The organism is Pseudoalteromonas sp. TAE56 (assembly GCF_000497955.1).
Classification (GTDB): domain Bacteria; phylum Pseudomonadota; class Gammaproteobacteria; order Enterobacterales; family Alteromonadaceae; genus Pseudoalteromonas.
The window spans coordinates 46,590-60,007 of the sequence record NZ_AUTN01000059.1 but is presented as its reverse complement, the minus strand read 5'-3'; the positions used below and the strand labels follow the sequence as shown (position 1 = coordinate 60,007).

Here is a 13,418-nt window from a genome sequence, read left to right as displayed (position 1 = left end):
CCGCCACACCGGCTAAATTACCGGTACCTACCCGTGCACAAAGCCCTGTACACAACGCTTGAAATGATGAAATGTCGTCTTTTTTACATTTGCTACTGCCTTTTAAAAGGCTAAACATATGTTTAAATTTAAGTATTTGAATTGCTTTTAGTCGTACTGAAAACCATCCCCCCGTAAACAAGAGTATATAAATAAGTACCTGGCCTTCTCCCCACAAAAGGTTGTTTACGCTTTTGACGACGGTATCGAACATTGCTAATTCCTTCTTATATTTTTTATATTAATACCCTTTTTTGGGTATAACGGCTTTTGCTTGCGACATCGACTAAAAATTTAATGTAAATAAGGCAGCTAAGCTGCCTTAAAACTATACATTATTTATTTTGCAAATGAACTCCTGCAATCATGCACCTAACTGAGCCACCAGCCGACTCAATAGTAGGTATAGGTAATGGCACAAGCTTAGCCGTTTTTTGTATAACTGTTATTTGTGCCGGTGTAAGTGCATTAAACGCAGTTTGCGATAAGGCTAAAATACGACCATTTTTACCTTGTAGTTCAATAGCATTGCCACAAAAGTTATTAATTTGCTCAAGCGTTAAATCGATAACTTGATGATGGCTTTTCAAAAAATGTTTAGCTAACTGTGCATGTTGTTCAATTGGCACCATATTTAAACTGATCATTACAAATTTTGTAGCAATACACATTAAAACATTAGTGTGATAAACCGCAGTTCCTTGCTCGTCATATGCGTTAAACACTATGGGTGATAGTTTTAATTGCTCACATATTGTATTAACCACCGACTTGGTAGTTCTTTTTGATTCTACCGCGTAAGCGAGTTTATTTTGATGATCGATAACCAGTGAACCAGTGCCTTCTAGGAATGAATTTTCTTTCGCTAAATGCGCATAATCAGTCACAACCGTCACTTTATAGTGATCCGTTAAAAAATCAATAATATCTTTTCGATATTCTAACCTTCTGTTTTCTACAAACATTGGGTAGATTATTAATTCCCCACTTTGATGAGTTGAAAACCAATTGTTAGGAAAAACTGAATCGGGAGTGTGTGTTTGCTCATCTTCAAAAAGGTGAACTTTTACCCCTTCATTTTTTAATAATTTTACTGCATTTGTGACTTCGCTATATGCTTGTTCACTTTGATTTGGTGCTAAGCATTCACTTTGAAATGCATTGTCGAGCATTGTTTGTGGGTTAGACGTAAAGTGATGCGGACGTACCATAACAACCGCACTCGGAGCTTGATTTACGTGGCTCATGCTACGTGCTCTTGTGCTGATGTTTGCTCTGTATTAAGTACCGAAAACAAGTTGCGCGGATCGGCTTGCTGTGTAATTAAATCGAGCAATGTAAATTCACCGCTTTTAATAAGTTGATCGCGTATAAATACAAGCGCTGTAAAGTCTTCGCTCGCAAAGCCTACACCATCAAAAATAGTTAATTCGTCTTGGCTAGTACGGCCAAGCGATTGCTTATTAACGACTTTATGAAACTCAGTTACAACAAAGCTTTCACTCATTTGTTGTATTTCGCCCTCTATTCGAGTTTGTGGCTCGTACTCTACAAATACATTAGCGCGCTCGAGTAATTTAGCATCTAACTCTGTTTTACCTGGGCAATCGCCACCTATGGCATTAATGTGCACACCTTGTGGGATCATGTCGTTTGTTAAAATTGTAGCATTGGTTTTATCGGCAGTGCAGGTTGTAATAACGTGCGCACCTTGCACAGCTTCCTGTGCGCTATTACAAATAGTTACGTTTAACCCGTAAGCACTTAAATTAGTAAATGCTTTTTTAGACGCGTTTGCATCTATATCGTATAAACGAATATGTGTTATGCCCAATACAGCTTTAAATGCCAGTGCCTGAAACTCAGACTGTGCCCCATTACCAATTAATGTAAGTGTTGTTGAGTTTTTTGGTGCTAAATACTTAGCCACCAGCGCCGATGTAGCCGCTGTACGTAGCGCTGTTAGTAGGCACATTTCGCTGATCATTACCGGATAACCACTATCTACATCGGCTAAAATACCAAATGCAGCGACTGTTTGAAGTTCTCGAAAGGTGTTTTTTGGGTGACCGTTTACATATTTACAGCTGAACATTTGGCCATCACTCACTGGCATTAGCTCTATTACACCCTCTGGTGAGTGTGCTGCATAGCGAGGTGACTTATCAAACTCAGTCCAACGGGCAAAGTCGGTTTCTAATTTATGTGTTAGATCTAGCAAAACGTTTTCGACCCCTAAGCTATTTATAAGCTTAACCATTGCCTGAACGCTAACAAATGGAACGCCTTGTTTTGGCTGTGCTATAAAATGACTCATGATAAAACCTCTTGAATAAATGTATTAGTTAATTTAAAACAAGTTTAGCGAGGCTTCATGCTATTTAATATGGCAATTAATTACACAAATAGTACTAATTTTTATCATTTTGCTATGCAGTTATGTACAATTTATGTATTTTGGTCAGTAACTTCTTTTAAAGGTTTGATTTATGACTCCTTATATTTATGACTCTCTTGATAATGCTTTAATAGCTGAATTACGAAAAGACGGCCGCGCTTCGGTTTCAGCTTTAGCCGGTTCTTTAAATGTATCACGCGGGACAGTGCAAAATAGATTAGATCGATTAGTGAGTTCAGGCGCTATTTTGGGGTTTACTATAAGAGTGCATGAACACATAGAAACCGAAGCCGTTCGTGCAATTATGATGGTGGAAGTGATTGGTAAATCAACTTCTCAAGTTATTAAAACTATGCGTGGTATACCCGAACTTACAAAATTGCACACTACCAATGGTGCTTGGGATTTGGTAGCAGAGATACAGGCCGCGAATTTAAGTGAGTTTGATGGCGTACTTAGGCAAGTAAGAGAAATAGACGGTATTTTAAATAGTGAAACGAGCATATTACTCTCATCAACTTAAGTTATTTTTAATATTTAAAAGAATACTTAAATGACACCCATTTATAATGTTTTAAGTATTCACAAGGCACTTCCAATTAGAATCCAGGGGTCAATAAATGTACAAATTAGGGTGGGTGTCATTTAAATAAAAGGCATTTAAATAAATATTACTGCAACTTTAAGTCGCAGTATTATTCATGATTTGGGTATCCAATTTGCTTAATTGTAACGATACTCGCTTTGTGAGTAGTTATGCGTATTGCTGATCTCAAATTGGCTTTGCTGCGCTAAATAAGAGCGACCTGCAGCTAAGCCTAATTTATGATCAAAACGTAAATCGTTATTTGAACTACCTAATAATTTGCTATGTAGTTTTTCGTCTGCAAAAATTTGTATTATTTCCACATCACTTGGTGGATTTGCAATAAACTCAAGCTCATCTAAATACGCTTTCTCGTGCTGTATCAAGTAGTCCAATGTTTTTGGACAATAGCCTGATGCTATAGCAAATGTTCTTAGCTTTTGCACCCATGCAGATTGCGCTTGAAAATTAGCGTCAACCGTTCTTATTACAACAATTTTACGAGCACCTCGGTTGTAAGCCTCACGCACGGGGAGTGGAGCGGCTAAACCGCCGTCTAGATAAAAATCGCTCTGTGCTTGCTCTTCAACAATATGTGTTTCATTCGCTGCTTTTGCGTTTAACCAAGGTGTTAACTTTACACCTTGTTTGTATAAAAACGGAAGTGCGCTAGAAGCCTTTAACAGATCACGCCATTGACCACTATCACCTGTAGGCGATAAGTAATAAGCTTTTCTATCTCGTGCATTTGTGGCTGTTATAAGTAGTTCACGCTCACCTAAACTAGTTTTCGCTGTTTTGAAATCTATAGCTCTGTTTACTTCAGTGGTTTTGTCAAAGTACCAATCTAAATCAACTATATGCTTACCCACTAATCCACGACCAAGCTGAAAAAAACGCTTATTACGCGAAAGCCCTCTGATCAGGCGTTTAGCGTAGCCTTTTTGGCGCGCTAAGTAGCTAGTTAAGTTTTGCGAACCCGCTGAAGTACCAATGAATAAATCAAAAGGGTCATAGCTTTGCTCTAACCAAGCATCAAGTACGCCAGCTGTGAATATCCCTCGCTGCCCGCCACCTTCAGCAATCAGAGCAACTTTTGGCTGCGCTGTTTTGTTAACTGAATTAGCTGTTGCGGTGTTTAGAGAGTTCACGGTGTACCTGCCTTTAATTTTATGATGTCTGGTTTAATAGCTACATTATAAAAAACAAAAGTGATATCTTAAAATTGATTGTTTAAATCAGTTCAATTGAAAAAACAGAACGGTATATAAAGCAAAATATTTACTAAAAATAGCAATCAAATTTACTTTGAATATTTAAATAACAAATACAGACATCACTTAAAGTTAATAAAATGAGTTAAAAAAGTTTAACTTTTGATGATGTCTGTATATTAACAAGCCCAGAGTGTACGCTTGCTTAACTAACTATATTTTAGTGTTTTATTTCCATTAAAATTTCGAGTGCACGGTGGCGTTTTTCACTATCGAATACATCATTGGTAAATATAAACTCATCCACTTCTAGCTGTTTAGCTATCATCTCTAACTTGTGTTTAATACTTACATGTCCGCCTACTACGCTTAGACTTAAAAAGTTCTCTACATGAGCGCGTTCTTGTTCGCTCCACAACCCGTCCATGCTTTCAACAGGCGGTTTTAGCCACAGCTCATTACCGCGTATAAGTTCGAGTACACGTTGCTTAGAAGTAGTCGATAAATATTGCGCTTCATCGTCGGTATCTGCAGCCACTAAAGGCAGTGCAAGCATTACGTATGGCTTATCAAGTACGCTTGATGCTTTAAATTCGCGCTTATACAACGCTATTGCATCGTGCACAAAGCGCGGTGCAAAATGCCCTGCAAATACATACGGTAACCCTTTTTGCGCCGCTAGTTGCGCGCTAAATAAACTCGAGCCTAATAACCAAATCGGAACGTTTGTGTCCTCCCCCGGTATAGCACGTATAAGGTGCGTACCATTGTAAGGACCTAACAATGTTTGCAGTTCAGTTACCTCACCTGGGAAATTTTCTGCGCGGCTCATATCGTTGTTTAATGCACGACTCGTTACAGGATCGCTACCTGGGGCACGCCCTAGCCCTAAATCTATTCGCCCTGGATATAAGCTCTCTAATGTACCAAATTGTTCAGCAACAACTAATGGGGAGTGGTTTGGCAGCATAATACCGCCTGACCCAACGCGTATCTTTTTGGTATTACCTGCAATGTGACCAACCAAAATTGAAGTGGCCGCACAAATTATACCTGGCATATTATGATGCTCAGCAAGCCAAAAACGGTTAAAGCCAAGCTCATCTGCACGTTGAGCGTATTTAGTACTTTTATGAAGAGTGTTAGTAACGCTGTCCCCTTTGATCATGGGGGCAAGTTCTAATAACGAAAAAGGAATGGAATTTAACAAAATAGCAGCTCCTAAAAATGCATGCTAACAATGTATTACATCACTAGCATAAAACACTTAAATGGGTCTTCTATTAGGTCAATTCAAGTTACGCAGTGGTATTAGAGCAAAATAGGTATATGTTATTTTGCTCTAAGGTATTCAAGCAAGCTGTGCATCACGTTGGCGCAGCTTTTTATAGCCTTCTGAATCCACGCCTTTTTTCCAATACCCTGAGGAAACAATATTACCGCGTGGTATATTAAATTGCTCTGTTAACAATGTCTTTGCTTTACGCACAAGCCCAGCTTCCAATGCCATAAATACAATGGGAGGCTCTGCTGTAATGTGCAAATTTTGAAGCGCGCTTAGTAGCACTTCGTCAGCGTTGTCGGTAACAAGCCAATTAATATCGCGGCTTGTTTCTAAATCAATAATGTCTTGCTCAGTGGGCGCATGTACAAAAGCATCAATTTTTGAAGTTAAAGGTAATTGCTGCGCATACCCCTTTATTGCATTTACCGATGTTAAATCCCCTAGCAACACATAATGCGAATGCCCATAATTATCTAGCTTTTTAGGGCCTGGGCCTGCAATACCTACCTCATCACCTACTTTTGCAATTTTAGCCCAGTCAGTTGCCGGACCTTGGTGCATATTTATAACAAAATCCAGTGTTAACGCGCCTGTTTGTGCATCTACATGCCTTATTGTGTAAGATCGCATACACGCTGTTTTTAAGTTAAAATCTACTTCACCATTTTTTGGGATCAGTACTTTTACATAGTTACCAATGTGCTGTGAGGTTAAGTCGTTAAAATCATCAGAGCCTACAACAATGCGTTGTAGGTGTGGTGTGATTTGCTGCGTACTTAATATGTTAGCTTTGCGAATTTGTTTACCCATGCATTACCTCGTTTTACAAAACTTGGACTTTAATACCAACTTGCATAAATCTTTGATCAATTTAACAAATTAAATAAACCCCATATATAAGCAGATTGGTATAATAATTAGCTGCTATAAAAGCAGACATTGCACAACGCCCCATTGGTTGATAAAATCAACTATAACAAGTTAATTGACTTTGTCAACTACATTGAGAGTTTTATGAATACACCTTTATCAAATACGCTGTTTGAATTGATGCAAAATTACCGCGTCACAATTCGTGAAGCAATTAACGCAGGCGAACTTGGTATAAATGCTATGCACGTACGCTGCATACATATTATCGCGAACGTAAATAACTGTACGGCTAACGATATTGTTACTAAAACGCAGCGCGACAAAGCGCAAATAGCACGTTTAATTAAAGATCTTATTGGCTTAAATTTAATAAATAAACAGGCAAGTGAGCACGATAAGCGCTGCTTTATTTTGTCGCTCACAGAGCAAGGCAAAGTTCTTTTTGATAAGTTATTAGCCTCAGAGCAGAAAATAAATAATCAAATGTGTAAAAACTTAAAACCTCAGCAAATCAAAGACTTTTTAGATATCGCACAGCAAATGATCAAAAATATGGATTGATCGGTTATACATTTCTTGGCATAACTTACACAAAACGCATATACTGTACACTTATACAGTATATGCGTTTTAGGTTGTGTTATGTTTGTCATTCCCATTTATATAGAAGCAGGCGTGTGTGGTTTTGAATCGCCCGCAGCGCAGTACACCGAGCTAGGTGTAACCCTTGATGAGCTTTTAATAAAGCACCCAAATGCTACCTTTATTGGCCTAGCATCGGGTAACTCTATGCAAGAAGTCGGAATTTTTGAAGGGGACTTATTAGTTATCGACCGTGCAGAGCCTGCAGAAAATGGTGACGTTATTGTTGCTAACTTAAATGGTCTTTTTGTATGCAAGCTGCTTGATAAAACCAATGCGCGGCTGCTTTCAGCTTCTTCTTTACATAAGCCTGTACAACTAACCTCTGCAGACGAGTTTCAGCTCGAAGGCGTAGTAACGCTATCAATAAGAATGCACAGGCAAAGCCCAGAGTTACTAAAATGTATGCCTTAGTTGATGCTGTGTCGTTTTATGCCAGCGCCGAAAAAGTATTCGACCCTGCTATTCGATCAAAACCCGTGGTTGTACTTACCAATAACGATGGCTGTGTATGCGCTATTTGCCCTATTGCTCGGCGCTTAAATATTCCTAAATTTGGCCCGTACTTTAAAGTTAAGCATTTACTTGAGCAAAACAACGTTGTTATTCGCTCTAGCAATTACGAGCTTTATGCTGATTTAAGCGACAAAATGATGAATATCATCGCTCGCTTTTGCGATACACAGCACATATACAGTATTGATGAATCGTTTTTGCACTTTGATGGCTACACATCATTAATTAAAGACTGGCATGAATACGGTCATACAATAAGGCGCACAGTATGGCGCGAAACAAAGCTTCCTGTAGGTGTAGGTTTTGGCCCGACCCCTACTTTAGCAAAAGCCGCTAACCATGCCGCTAAAAAGCTCAGTGGTTTTAATGGTGTTGCAGTAATAAATAGCGAACAAACTCGCCAAGCTATTTTACAAAGAATGAGCTGCGAAGATGTGTGGGGAATAGGCCGCCGGCTAGCTAAAAAACTTAAAATAATGAATATACACACCGCCTGGGATCTTGCTCAGCAAAACCCTAGAGCAATGCGCCGTGCATTTAGTGTGGTTGTTGAACGCACAGTAAGCGAGCTTAACGGGATAACATGTTTAAACTGGGATGATGTACGACAAGATAAGCGGGAGATTTATTCAACCCGTAGTTTTGGAGAGCGCATATGTGAGCCAACAGCACTTAAAACAGCGCTAATTAACCATGTAACTACAGTGGCTAATAAATTAAGAGCGCAACACTCGCTCACTCACCAGCTTTATATTTTTGCAGCCAGTGGCGCGCACGAAAATAGATATTATAAAAAGTCTTTTGTGTATAAGTTCCCCTCACCCACTAACGACACCTGCGTGATGGCTAATGCTGTATCTGAGGTATTTAATAAGATTTACCAACCCGGTATACGGTTTTATAAATGTGGTGTGGGTGCGGTAGAGCTAATATCAGAACAGTTTCAGCAAAATGACTTATTTAATAAAAGCCCTGATAATCCAAAGCTTATGCAATGCCTAGATACAATCAATAATCGATACGGAAAAGGGATGCTAAGCCTTGCAAGCAGTAAATTAAATGACCGATGGCACATGAACCGTGATTTTTTATCGCCGCAGTACACTACACGTTGGCGCGATATTCCTAAAATATACTGCGAATGATTTACTACTTAGTAGATGCTTTATTTGCTCTCGTCTGCTTTTTTAAATGTGCACTCTACACTAGGTTCGCTTAACGTGTATTTTAGTGTGTTATCAGCTAAAAATTTGATACTTTGACTGATTGTTTTTTCGTTTGCAGGGTTTTCACAACGGCTCATTCTTAAACCGTTTTCAAGGCCATCACTTTTGTATTTAAGCGTACTGGTTATAAAACAAAAGTTTGGTTTTTTAATAGTGCGAGTACCATTGTGGAGCGATCCAAATACAATTTGCTCTCCAAGTTTAAAACCTGCACTTAAATCACTTTCGTCTGTTAAACTCAAATCGCTATTAACGCATAACCCTGAATTGGTCGACACAACTTCGTATGCCCCCAATTTTGACTTTAAAAACGGTATAAATCGTGTTTTATTGCTCGGCTCAGAAAAAGCATTTGCACTTGTAAAAGCGACAGTTAATAAAGCGAGTGTTAAATATTTCATTTCGTGGGTATATCCTCGTGAGTCAGCGTGTTAAATAATAGCAAAATGCCTAATCACTTAGCTTTTATAACTTTTAACAACTATAACAGAGATTTACTATAAAAGGAGAGAAGTCGTATTACAGGAGCAAGCCCGTGAGTAGGACGCGGAAGCTTTGCTCGGTTTTTATTATTCTTACATGGATGTAAGCCATTAGAATAACGCAGGAGCAGTTGTCGAGCCCACTAGTTTACAAATCTCGCGCCGCGATTAAATCCTTCTTGGATTGAACAAATTCAACTACCAAAGGTAAACATGCCCTAGATACTCATTACAAACCATTTTGTTGTTAAGCACTTTATTTAATACGTACTTAAACAACAAAACGATTTATACCAATGCGCTTAATTGTAAGGGTAAATTGAACTCATTAGATTGTTTAACTCGTTATACGAATTGGTATTTATTTTATTGCCAGTACTTTGCAAATAATAAAGGGTAGCTTTGCTTTAAAAACTTAGGTTTGTCTTTAAAACGTTTACCTTTAGGTTCATCACTGCCAGATGGGATAAACGGTAATTCGTCTTCGCTGCGTTCTTCAAATAATAAACCGGCTATTAAATCATACTCATCAATGTACGGATAAGGCTGCTCGTTTAAGTAATAAACAGGTGTACACTGCGCTAACGAATCAGCATTTTCTAAAGCGTTTTCAAATACTGTTTTCCCACGAGAAATTAACCAACATCTAAATTCGCTAAAACCGTAATCGTCGTTACATCCAGCCATAACAAAAGCGGCACCAAACAAATCCCAGGTAAAACACTTGCGCATATGTATGCCAAAATGCTTATCAAAATCAATAAGGTGTTGATCGCTTAAATCATTAAGTTTAGTTTTTAGGTTATCGCTCACACTTTGCGGATCGAGCCCTAAATCAGGCGTTGTTACTAATTCCCAAAAAGCCTGTTCTGTTAACGCTGCCATTATAAAATCTCTTTTACTCGGCCAACTTGACCATCTTCTAAACGTACTTTAATACCGTGTGGGTGATTGGGTGATTTTGTTAAAAGGCGCTCAACAACACCCTCAGTTAATGTGCCGCTGCGTTGATCTTCTTTTAATACAATATTTACTGTGGTACCTGGTGAAATTTGCGAACGCGTAGGAACAGCCATAATTTAAACCCTAAAAATAATTTATCTAATTATAACGTCCATGTGCTATCAAACCAACAAAAGCTCTGTTAATTGGCGGAAAATGAAATATGTGCTGGTTTTGCGTTCAACTTAATACTCGTAAGCTCTTTGAGTATTATATTTGTTAATTCGTTAAGTTGCGGTTTTGCACTTTCAAGGGCTATATCATCATTAAAATAGCACTGTACTTTTAACGTATTAGCCTCGTTATTTAAATCAATGGTATGCGTTAGATAATCAAAACCAATTACGCTTTCTTTTATTGCCTCGCATGCATTAGTAAGTGCTAGTCTAATGTGCTTATCGCGCTGCTTTTGAGTTTTAGTCATAAATATAAAGGTTACTTATTTAGTCTGGGCTTGTTGCTGTTTTTTAAACTCTTCGTAGTTAGAGTATTGTTTATCTAGGCATTCGTAATATTCTTTGTCGGCTTTATAGTTACACTCATCAAGGCGCGCCGATTGAACTTCATGAAAACGCGCGTCAGAGCTACAACCAGCTAAAACACATAATCCAACAATAAGTAATGCGCTACTTTTTAGTTTATTGATAAACATTAAATTTCCTTACACTTTCTATATCGAAAAAGCGTTAAATTATTACAATATTATTGTATATTAGCGCCATAAAATCTTAATCTCCAAAGGATCTATTTCTATGATGTCGCAGTTACAAAAGTTGTTTCAGCGTATAGACAAAAGCAAGATATTTCAATCATTTGTTATAGCTGTAATTATTGTTTCTGCCCTGACAGTAGGTGCGCACACTTACTCATTACATCCTACCGTAGAGCTTGCTCTAAATTGGATGGACGTTGGCATTACCGCATTCTTTTTAATTGAACTAGTAATACGCTTTATTGCAAGTAAAGGCATAAAACACTTTTTTTCTAAAGGATGGAACATATTCGACACCATCATAGTATTGGGCAGTTTATATCCTGCTGCTGGCTCTACTATGTTAATTGCTCGTCTACTTCGCATATTTAGAGTACTGCGATTGGTATCGATGATCCCAGAGCTGCGCTTATTAGTTAATTCATTGCTTAAAGCCATTCCACAAATGGGTTATATAGCCCTATTAATGTTTGTTATTTTTTATATATACGCTGCAATGGGCAGCATGATGTTTGCGGAAATAAACCCCGTACTTTGGCAAGACGTATCAATCTCAATGCTTACCTTGTTTAGGGTGGCAACATTTGAAGATTGGACCGACATAATGTACGAAACAATGGCGGTGTACGAATTAAGCTGGATTTATTACCTTACGTTTATATTTTTAACCGCATTTGTATTTTTAAATATGATGGTAGGTGCCATTTTAGAAGTTATGAGTGAGGAGCACCGCAAAGCGCGAGAAGAGCTCGCAGACGACAGCTCATTACCTGCAACGCAAGGGCAAGTAAACGAACTACAATCCCAAATTGCTGAGCTTAAAGAGCTATTGAGTAACCGCAAAAACTAATCTGATAAGAGTACTAAAGCACCCACTTAAAGTTTAAAAAGTGGGTGCAATTTAAAGATCTAATTGAAATAGAATTACCAAAGAGCTTTAATTTTCCTCGTTATCAGGTTTTTCATCCGTATCTTCAAAAGAAATAACGTTATCTACTTTCATTTTAAACGCATCAAAAAATGCGTTTTCTAATACCGAAATCACAGCTTGAAAAGTCGAAACATCCGTATTATCTAGTTGTCCCTCTATAGGAATACGTGCAGCAACAAGTTTTGACTCATCGTTTTCGAGTATAGAGCCCAGTAAATCAACACTGCCTTCAAATATGGCCGTAAATATGCCGTCGTCATCTTTTTCTATATCTTCGCGCCACGAGAACACACTCAAGTTTTGAACGCCCGCTTTTACATAACCATTTAAGTTATTGTCTTTAGCTACAAGTTCCATAGCGCCATCAATGCCACCCGCTTCAATATCAAAAGGCGTGTATACCTTAAATACAGTATCGAGGTTTTTAACAGAGAAACGCTGTACCTCTGCGTTAAAATCAAAATTGGCTTGTTTGCTAAAGGGATCTAATTTGCCATCAAGCTTTAATCCGGCCTCCCCCATTAATGCACCTTCTACGCTTAGAGTAGTCACTAGTGTTTTTGATAGGTTCTGCGCGTTGGTTATATTTTCAATTCGAGCGTTAATATTTGATATAAAAGTGGGTTTTTCACCACTATTAGTTGAGTTAACTAAAGTTAATTTGCCTTGCTCAATTGTTAAGGTATCAATAGAGAACAGTACTAAATTATTGGCGAGCCCTACCCAGGTAGTTTCGTCTTTTACTTGTTTATTTTGCTCAGAAGCATTGGGGTCTTTATCGTAAATAACTATTTCAGGACGCGTAAAGGCCATGTTTGTTACTAAATTGCCCTTTAAAAGGGCTGACCACGCGAGTGAAAAATCAAGAGTTTGAATACTCAGTAAAGGCTTCGGAGCTGAAGTTGCATCAACAGCGTAAATTTCAACGTCGTCAATTGCATAGGCACCGCGATATAAAAACAAATCTACATCACCAACATGCCCCGTAACACCTTGCGTATGTTTTAGCTGATAATTTACGTAGTATTGAACTACATAAGGCGCAGCTATTCGCATTAATATAAGCAATACAATCAGCGCTATTACACCTTTAAAATATTTGGCGTGAAATGTTGTAAATGAAAAATGCATTCTAACTTCCTTTGCTAAAAACCAGGGCCTATTGACCTTTAAGGATTAAAATTTGTTCTATTTAGGGGCTGCGTATGTTTGGCATTAATGCTGCGTTATCGCCTATTTATGAAGAACAACCACACAACATAGACTCAACCTTGCCTAAAAACCAAACGTACAGCTGCACATTTAACCTCGAAAGATAAACAGGCTCTAATTAGTTAAACTTTTTAATTAAGTACATAAATAAACGTGTAAAAATTACTAATATTTGTAACTTAAGTACCTGTTAGGTATAAAATTACAGATAGAGCAAAGCCATATAAGCTTAAAACTTTAAACTACAATCACTACAGCAAAGGATATACCACTATTCAAATACACCGCTTAATGAAGTGA

17 protein-coding genes are annotated in these 13,418 nt (G+C 38.0%); 5 read left to right on the top strand and 12 right to left on the bottom strand.

Annotation, left to right across the window (positions count from 1 at the left end; translation table 11 throughout):
• The 3 genes from L656_RS0103220 to L656_RS0103210 form a co-directional block, all read right to left on the bottom strand.
• Positions 1-253, bottom strand: a 253-nt coding sequence (locus L656_RS0103220; protein ID WP_024598183.1) for an alanine:cation symporter family protein, incomplete at its 3' end; no start/stop codon positions are given.
• 121 nt (positions 254-374) lie between these two features.
• A complete protein-coding gene (gene ctlX, locus L656_RS0103215) occupies positions 375-1,286 on the bottom strand; it encodes a citrulline utilization hydrolase CtlX (protein ID WP_024598182.1) in 912 nt (303 codons plus the stop codon).
• Positions 1,283-2,356, bottom strand: a complete 1,074-nt coding sequence (locus L656_RS0103210) for an ornithine cyclodeaminase (protein ID WP_024598181.1) — start codon at positions 2,354-2,356, stop codon at positions 1,283-1,285. The genes ctlX and L656_RS0103210 overlap by 4 nt, the downstream gene beginning before the upstream one ends.
• A 172-nt stretch (positions 2,357-2,528) precedes the next feature.
• Between L656_RS0103210 and L656_RS0103205 the strand changes: the two genes are divergently transcribed.
• Positions 2,529-2,960 (top strand): Lrp/AsnC family transcriptional regulator, encoded by a 432-nt coding sequence (locus tag L656_RS0103205; RefSeq protein ID WP_024598180.1) that lies wholly within the window; start codon positions 2,529-2,531, stop codon positions 2,958-2,960.
• 200 nt (positions 2,961-3,160) lie between these two features.
• Here L656_RS0103205 and L656_RS0103200 read toward each other — a convergent pair whose 3' ends face one another.
• From L656_RS0103200 to L656_RS0103190, 3 genes are all read right to left on the bottom strand, one after another.
• A complete protein-coding gene (locus L656_RS0103200) occupies positions 3,161-4,174 on the bottom strand; it encodes a patatin-like phospholipase family protein (RefSeq protein ID WP_024598179.1) in 1,014 nt (337 codons plus the stop codon).
• Positions 4,175-4,457: 283 nt separating this feature from the next.
• A complete protein-coding gene (locus L656_RS0103195) occupies positions 4,458-5,447 on the bottom strand; it encodes an LLM class flavin-dependent oxidoreductase (protein ID WP_024597585.1) in 990 nt (329 codons plus the stop codon).
• 141 nt (positions 5,448-5,588) lie between these two features.
• The gene (locus L656_RS0103190; protein WP_024597584.1) at positions 5,589-6,332 is read right to left on the bottom strand and encodes a siderophore-interacting protein; all 744 of its coding nucleotides are present in this window, start codon (positions 6,330-6,332) and stop codon (positions 5,589-5,591) included.
• Positions 6,333-6,536: 204 nt separating this feature from the next.
• Here L656_RS0103190 and L656_RS0103185 point away from each other — a divergent pair, with 204 nt between their 5' ends.
• The 3 genes from L656_RS0103185 (at position 6,537) to L656_RS0103175 (ending at position 8,698) form a co-directional block, all read left to right on the top strand.
• Complete coding sequence (locus L656_RS0103185; RefSeq protein WP_024597583.1) at positions 6,537-6,956, top strand: MarR family winged helix-turn-helix transcriptional regulator; 420 nt, start codon at positions 6,537-6,539, stop codon at positions 6,954-6,956.
• Between the two features lie 81 nt (positions 6,957-7,037).
• Positions 7,038-7,451, top strand: a complete 414-nt coding sequence (locus L656_RS0103180) for a S24 family peptidase (protein ID WP_004334808.1) — start codon at positions 7,038-7,040, stop codon at positions 7,449-7,451.
• Positions 7,439-8,698, top strand: a complete 1,260-nt coding sequence (locus L656_RS0103175) for a Y-family DNA polymerase (protein ID WP_024598178.1) — start codon at positions 7,439-7,441, stop codon at positions 8,696-8,698. Before L656_RS0103180 ends, L656_RS0103175 begins: the two co-directional genes overlap by 13 nt.
• Positions 8,699-8,718: 20 nt before the next feature.
• On the opposite strand, the gene L656_RS0103170 is transcribed toward L656_RS0103175, so the two are convergent.
• The 5 genes from L656_RS0103170 to L656_RS0103150 all read right to left on the bottom strand — a co-directional run bounded on the left by L656_RS0103170 (position 8,719) and on the right by L656_RS0103150 (position 10,915).
• Complete coding sequence (locus L656_RS0103170; RefSeq protein WP_010552920.1) at positions 8,719-9,180, bottom strand: hypothetical protein; 462 nt, start codon at positions 9,178-9,180, stop codon at positions 8,719-8,721.
• A gap of 447 nt (positions 9,181-9,627) precedes the next feature.
• A complete protein-coding gene (locus tag L656_RS0103165) occupies positions 9,628-10,146 on the bottom strand; it encodes a DUF4240 domain-containing protein (RefSeq protein WP_024598177.1) in 519 nt (172 codons plus the stop codon).
• The gene (locus L656_RS0103160; protein WP_007583223.1) at positions 10,146-10,337 is read right to left on the bottom strand and encodes a YwbE family protein; all 192 of its coding nucleotides are present in this window, start codon (positions 10,335-10,337) and stop codon (positions 10,146-10,148) included. The genes L656_RS0103165 and L656_RS0103160 overlap by 1 nt, the downstream gene beginning before the upstream one ends.
• A 68-nt stretch (positions 10,338-10,405) precedes the next feature.
• Positions 10,406-10,687, bottom strand: coding sequence for a hypothetical protein (locus L656_RS0103155; RefSeq protein ID WP_007583225.1), 282 nt, complete (start codon positions 10,685-10,687; stop codon positions 10,406-10,408).
• 15 nt (positions 10,688-10,702) lie between these two features.
• Complete coding sequence (locus L656_RS0103150; protein ID WP_024598176.1) at positions 10,703-10,915, bottom strand: hypothetical protein; 213 nt, start codon at positions 10,913-10,915, stop codon at positions 10,703-10,705.
• Positions 10,916-11,015: 100 nt separating this feature from the next.
• On the opposite strand from L656_RS0103150, the gene L656_RS0103145 reads away from it, so the two are divergent.
• Positions 11,016-11,825 (top strand): ion transporter, encoded by an 810-nt coding sequence (locus L656_RS0103145; protein ID WP_007583228.1) that lies wholly within the window; start codon positions 11,016-11,018, stop codon positions 11,823-11,825.
• Positions 11,826-11,912: 87 nt separating this feature from the next.
• On the opposite strand, the gene L656_RS0103140 is transcribed toward L656_RS0103145, so the two are convergent.
• Complete coding sequence (locus L656_RS0103140) at positions 11,913-13,037, bottom strand: DUF748 domain-containing protein (RefSeq protein ID WP_024598175.1); 1,125 nt, start codon at positions 13,035-13,037, stop codon at positions 11,913-11,915.
• Positions 13,038-13,418: the final 381 nt, after the last annotated feature.

What these genes read in the sequence shown, in the direction of transcription:
- ctlX (WP_024598182.1), bottom strand. Translation starts at nt 1,286, where the DNA reads ATGAGCCACGTAAATCAAGCTCCGAGTGCGGTTGTTATGGTACGTCCG.
- L656_RS0103210 (WP_024598181.1), bottom strand. Translation starts at nt 2,356, where the DNA reads ATGAGTCATTTTATAGCACAGCCAAAACAAGGCGTTCCATTTGTTAGC.
- L656_RS0103205 (WP_024598180.1), top strand. Translation starts at nt 2,529, where the DNA reads ATGACTCCTTATATTTATGACTCTCTTGATAATGCTTTAATAGCTGAA.
- L656_RS0103190 (WP_024597584.1), bottom strand. Translation starts at nt 6,332, where the DNA reads ATGGGTAAACAAATTCGCAAAGCTAACATATTAAGTACGCAGCAAATC.
- L656_RS0103185 (WP_024597583.1), top strand. Translation starts at nt 6,537, where the DNA reads ATGAATACACCTTTATCAAATACGCTGTTTGAATTGATGCAAAATTAC.
- L656_RS0103180 (WP_004334808.1), top strand. Translation starts at nt 7,038, where the DNA reads ATGTTTGTCATTCCCATTTATATAGAAGCAGGCGTGTGTGGTTTTGAA.
- L656_RS0103175 (WP_024598178.1), top strand. Translation starts at nt 7,439, where the DNA reads ATGTATGCCTTAGTTGATGCTGTGTCGTTTTATGCCAGCGCCGAAAAA.
- L656_RS0103170 (WP_010552920.1), bottom strand. Translation starts at nt 9,180, where the DNA reads ATGAAATATTTAACACTCGCTTTATTAACTGTCGCTTTTACAAGTGCA.
- L656_RS0103165 (WP_024598177.1), bottom strand. Translation starts at nt 10,146, where the DNA reads ATGGCAGCGTTAACAGAACAGGCTTTTTGGGAATTAGTAACAACGCCT.
- L656_RS0103160 (WP_007583223.1), bottom strand. Translation starts at nt 10,337, where the DNA reads ATGGCTGTTCCTACGCGTTCGCAAATTTCACCAGGTACCACAGTAAAT.
- L656_RS0103155 (WP_007583225.1), bottom strand. Translation starts at nt 10,687, where the DNA reads ATGACTAAAACTCAAAAGCAGCGCGATAAGCACATTAGACTAGCACTT.
- L656_RS0103150 (WP_024598176.1), bottom strand. Translation starts at nt 10,915, where the DNA reads ATGTTTATCAATAAACTAAAAAGTAGCGCATTACTTATTGTTGGATTA.
- L656_RS0103145 (WP_007583228.1), top strand. Translation starts at nt 11,016, where the DNA reads ATGATGTCGCAGTTACAAAAGTTGTTTCAGCGTATAGACAAAAGCAAG.
- L656_RS0103140 (WP_024598175.1), bottom strand. Translation starts at nt 13,037, where the DNA reads ATGCATTTTTCATTTACAACATTTCACGCCAAATATTTTAAAGGTGTA.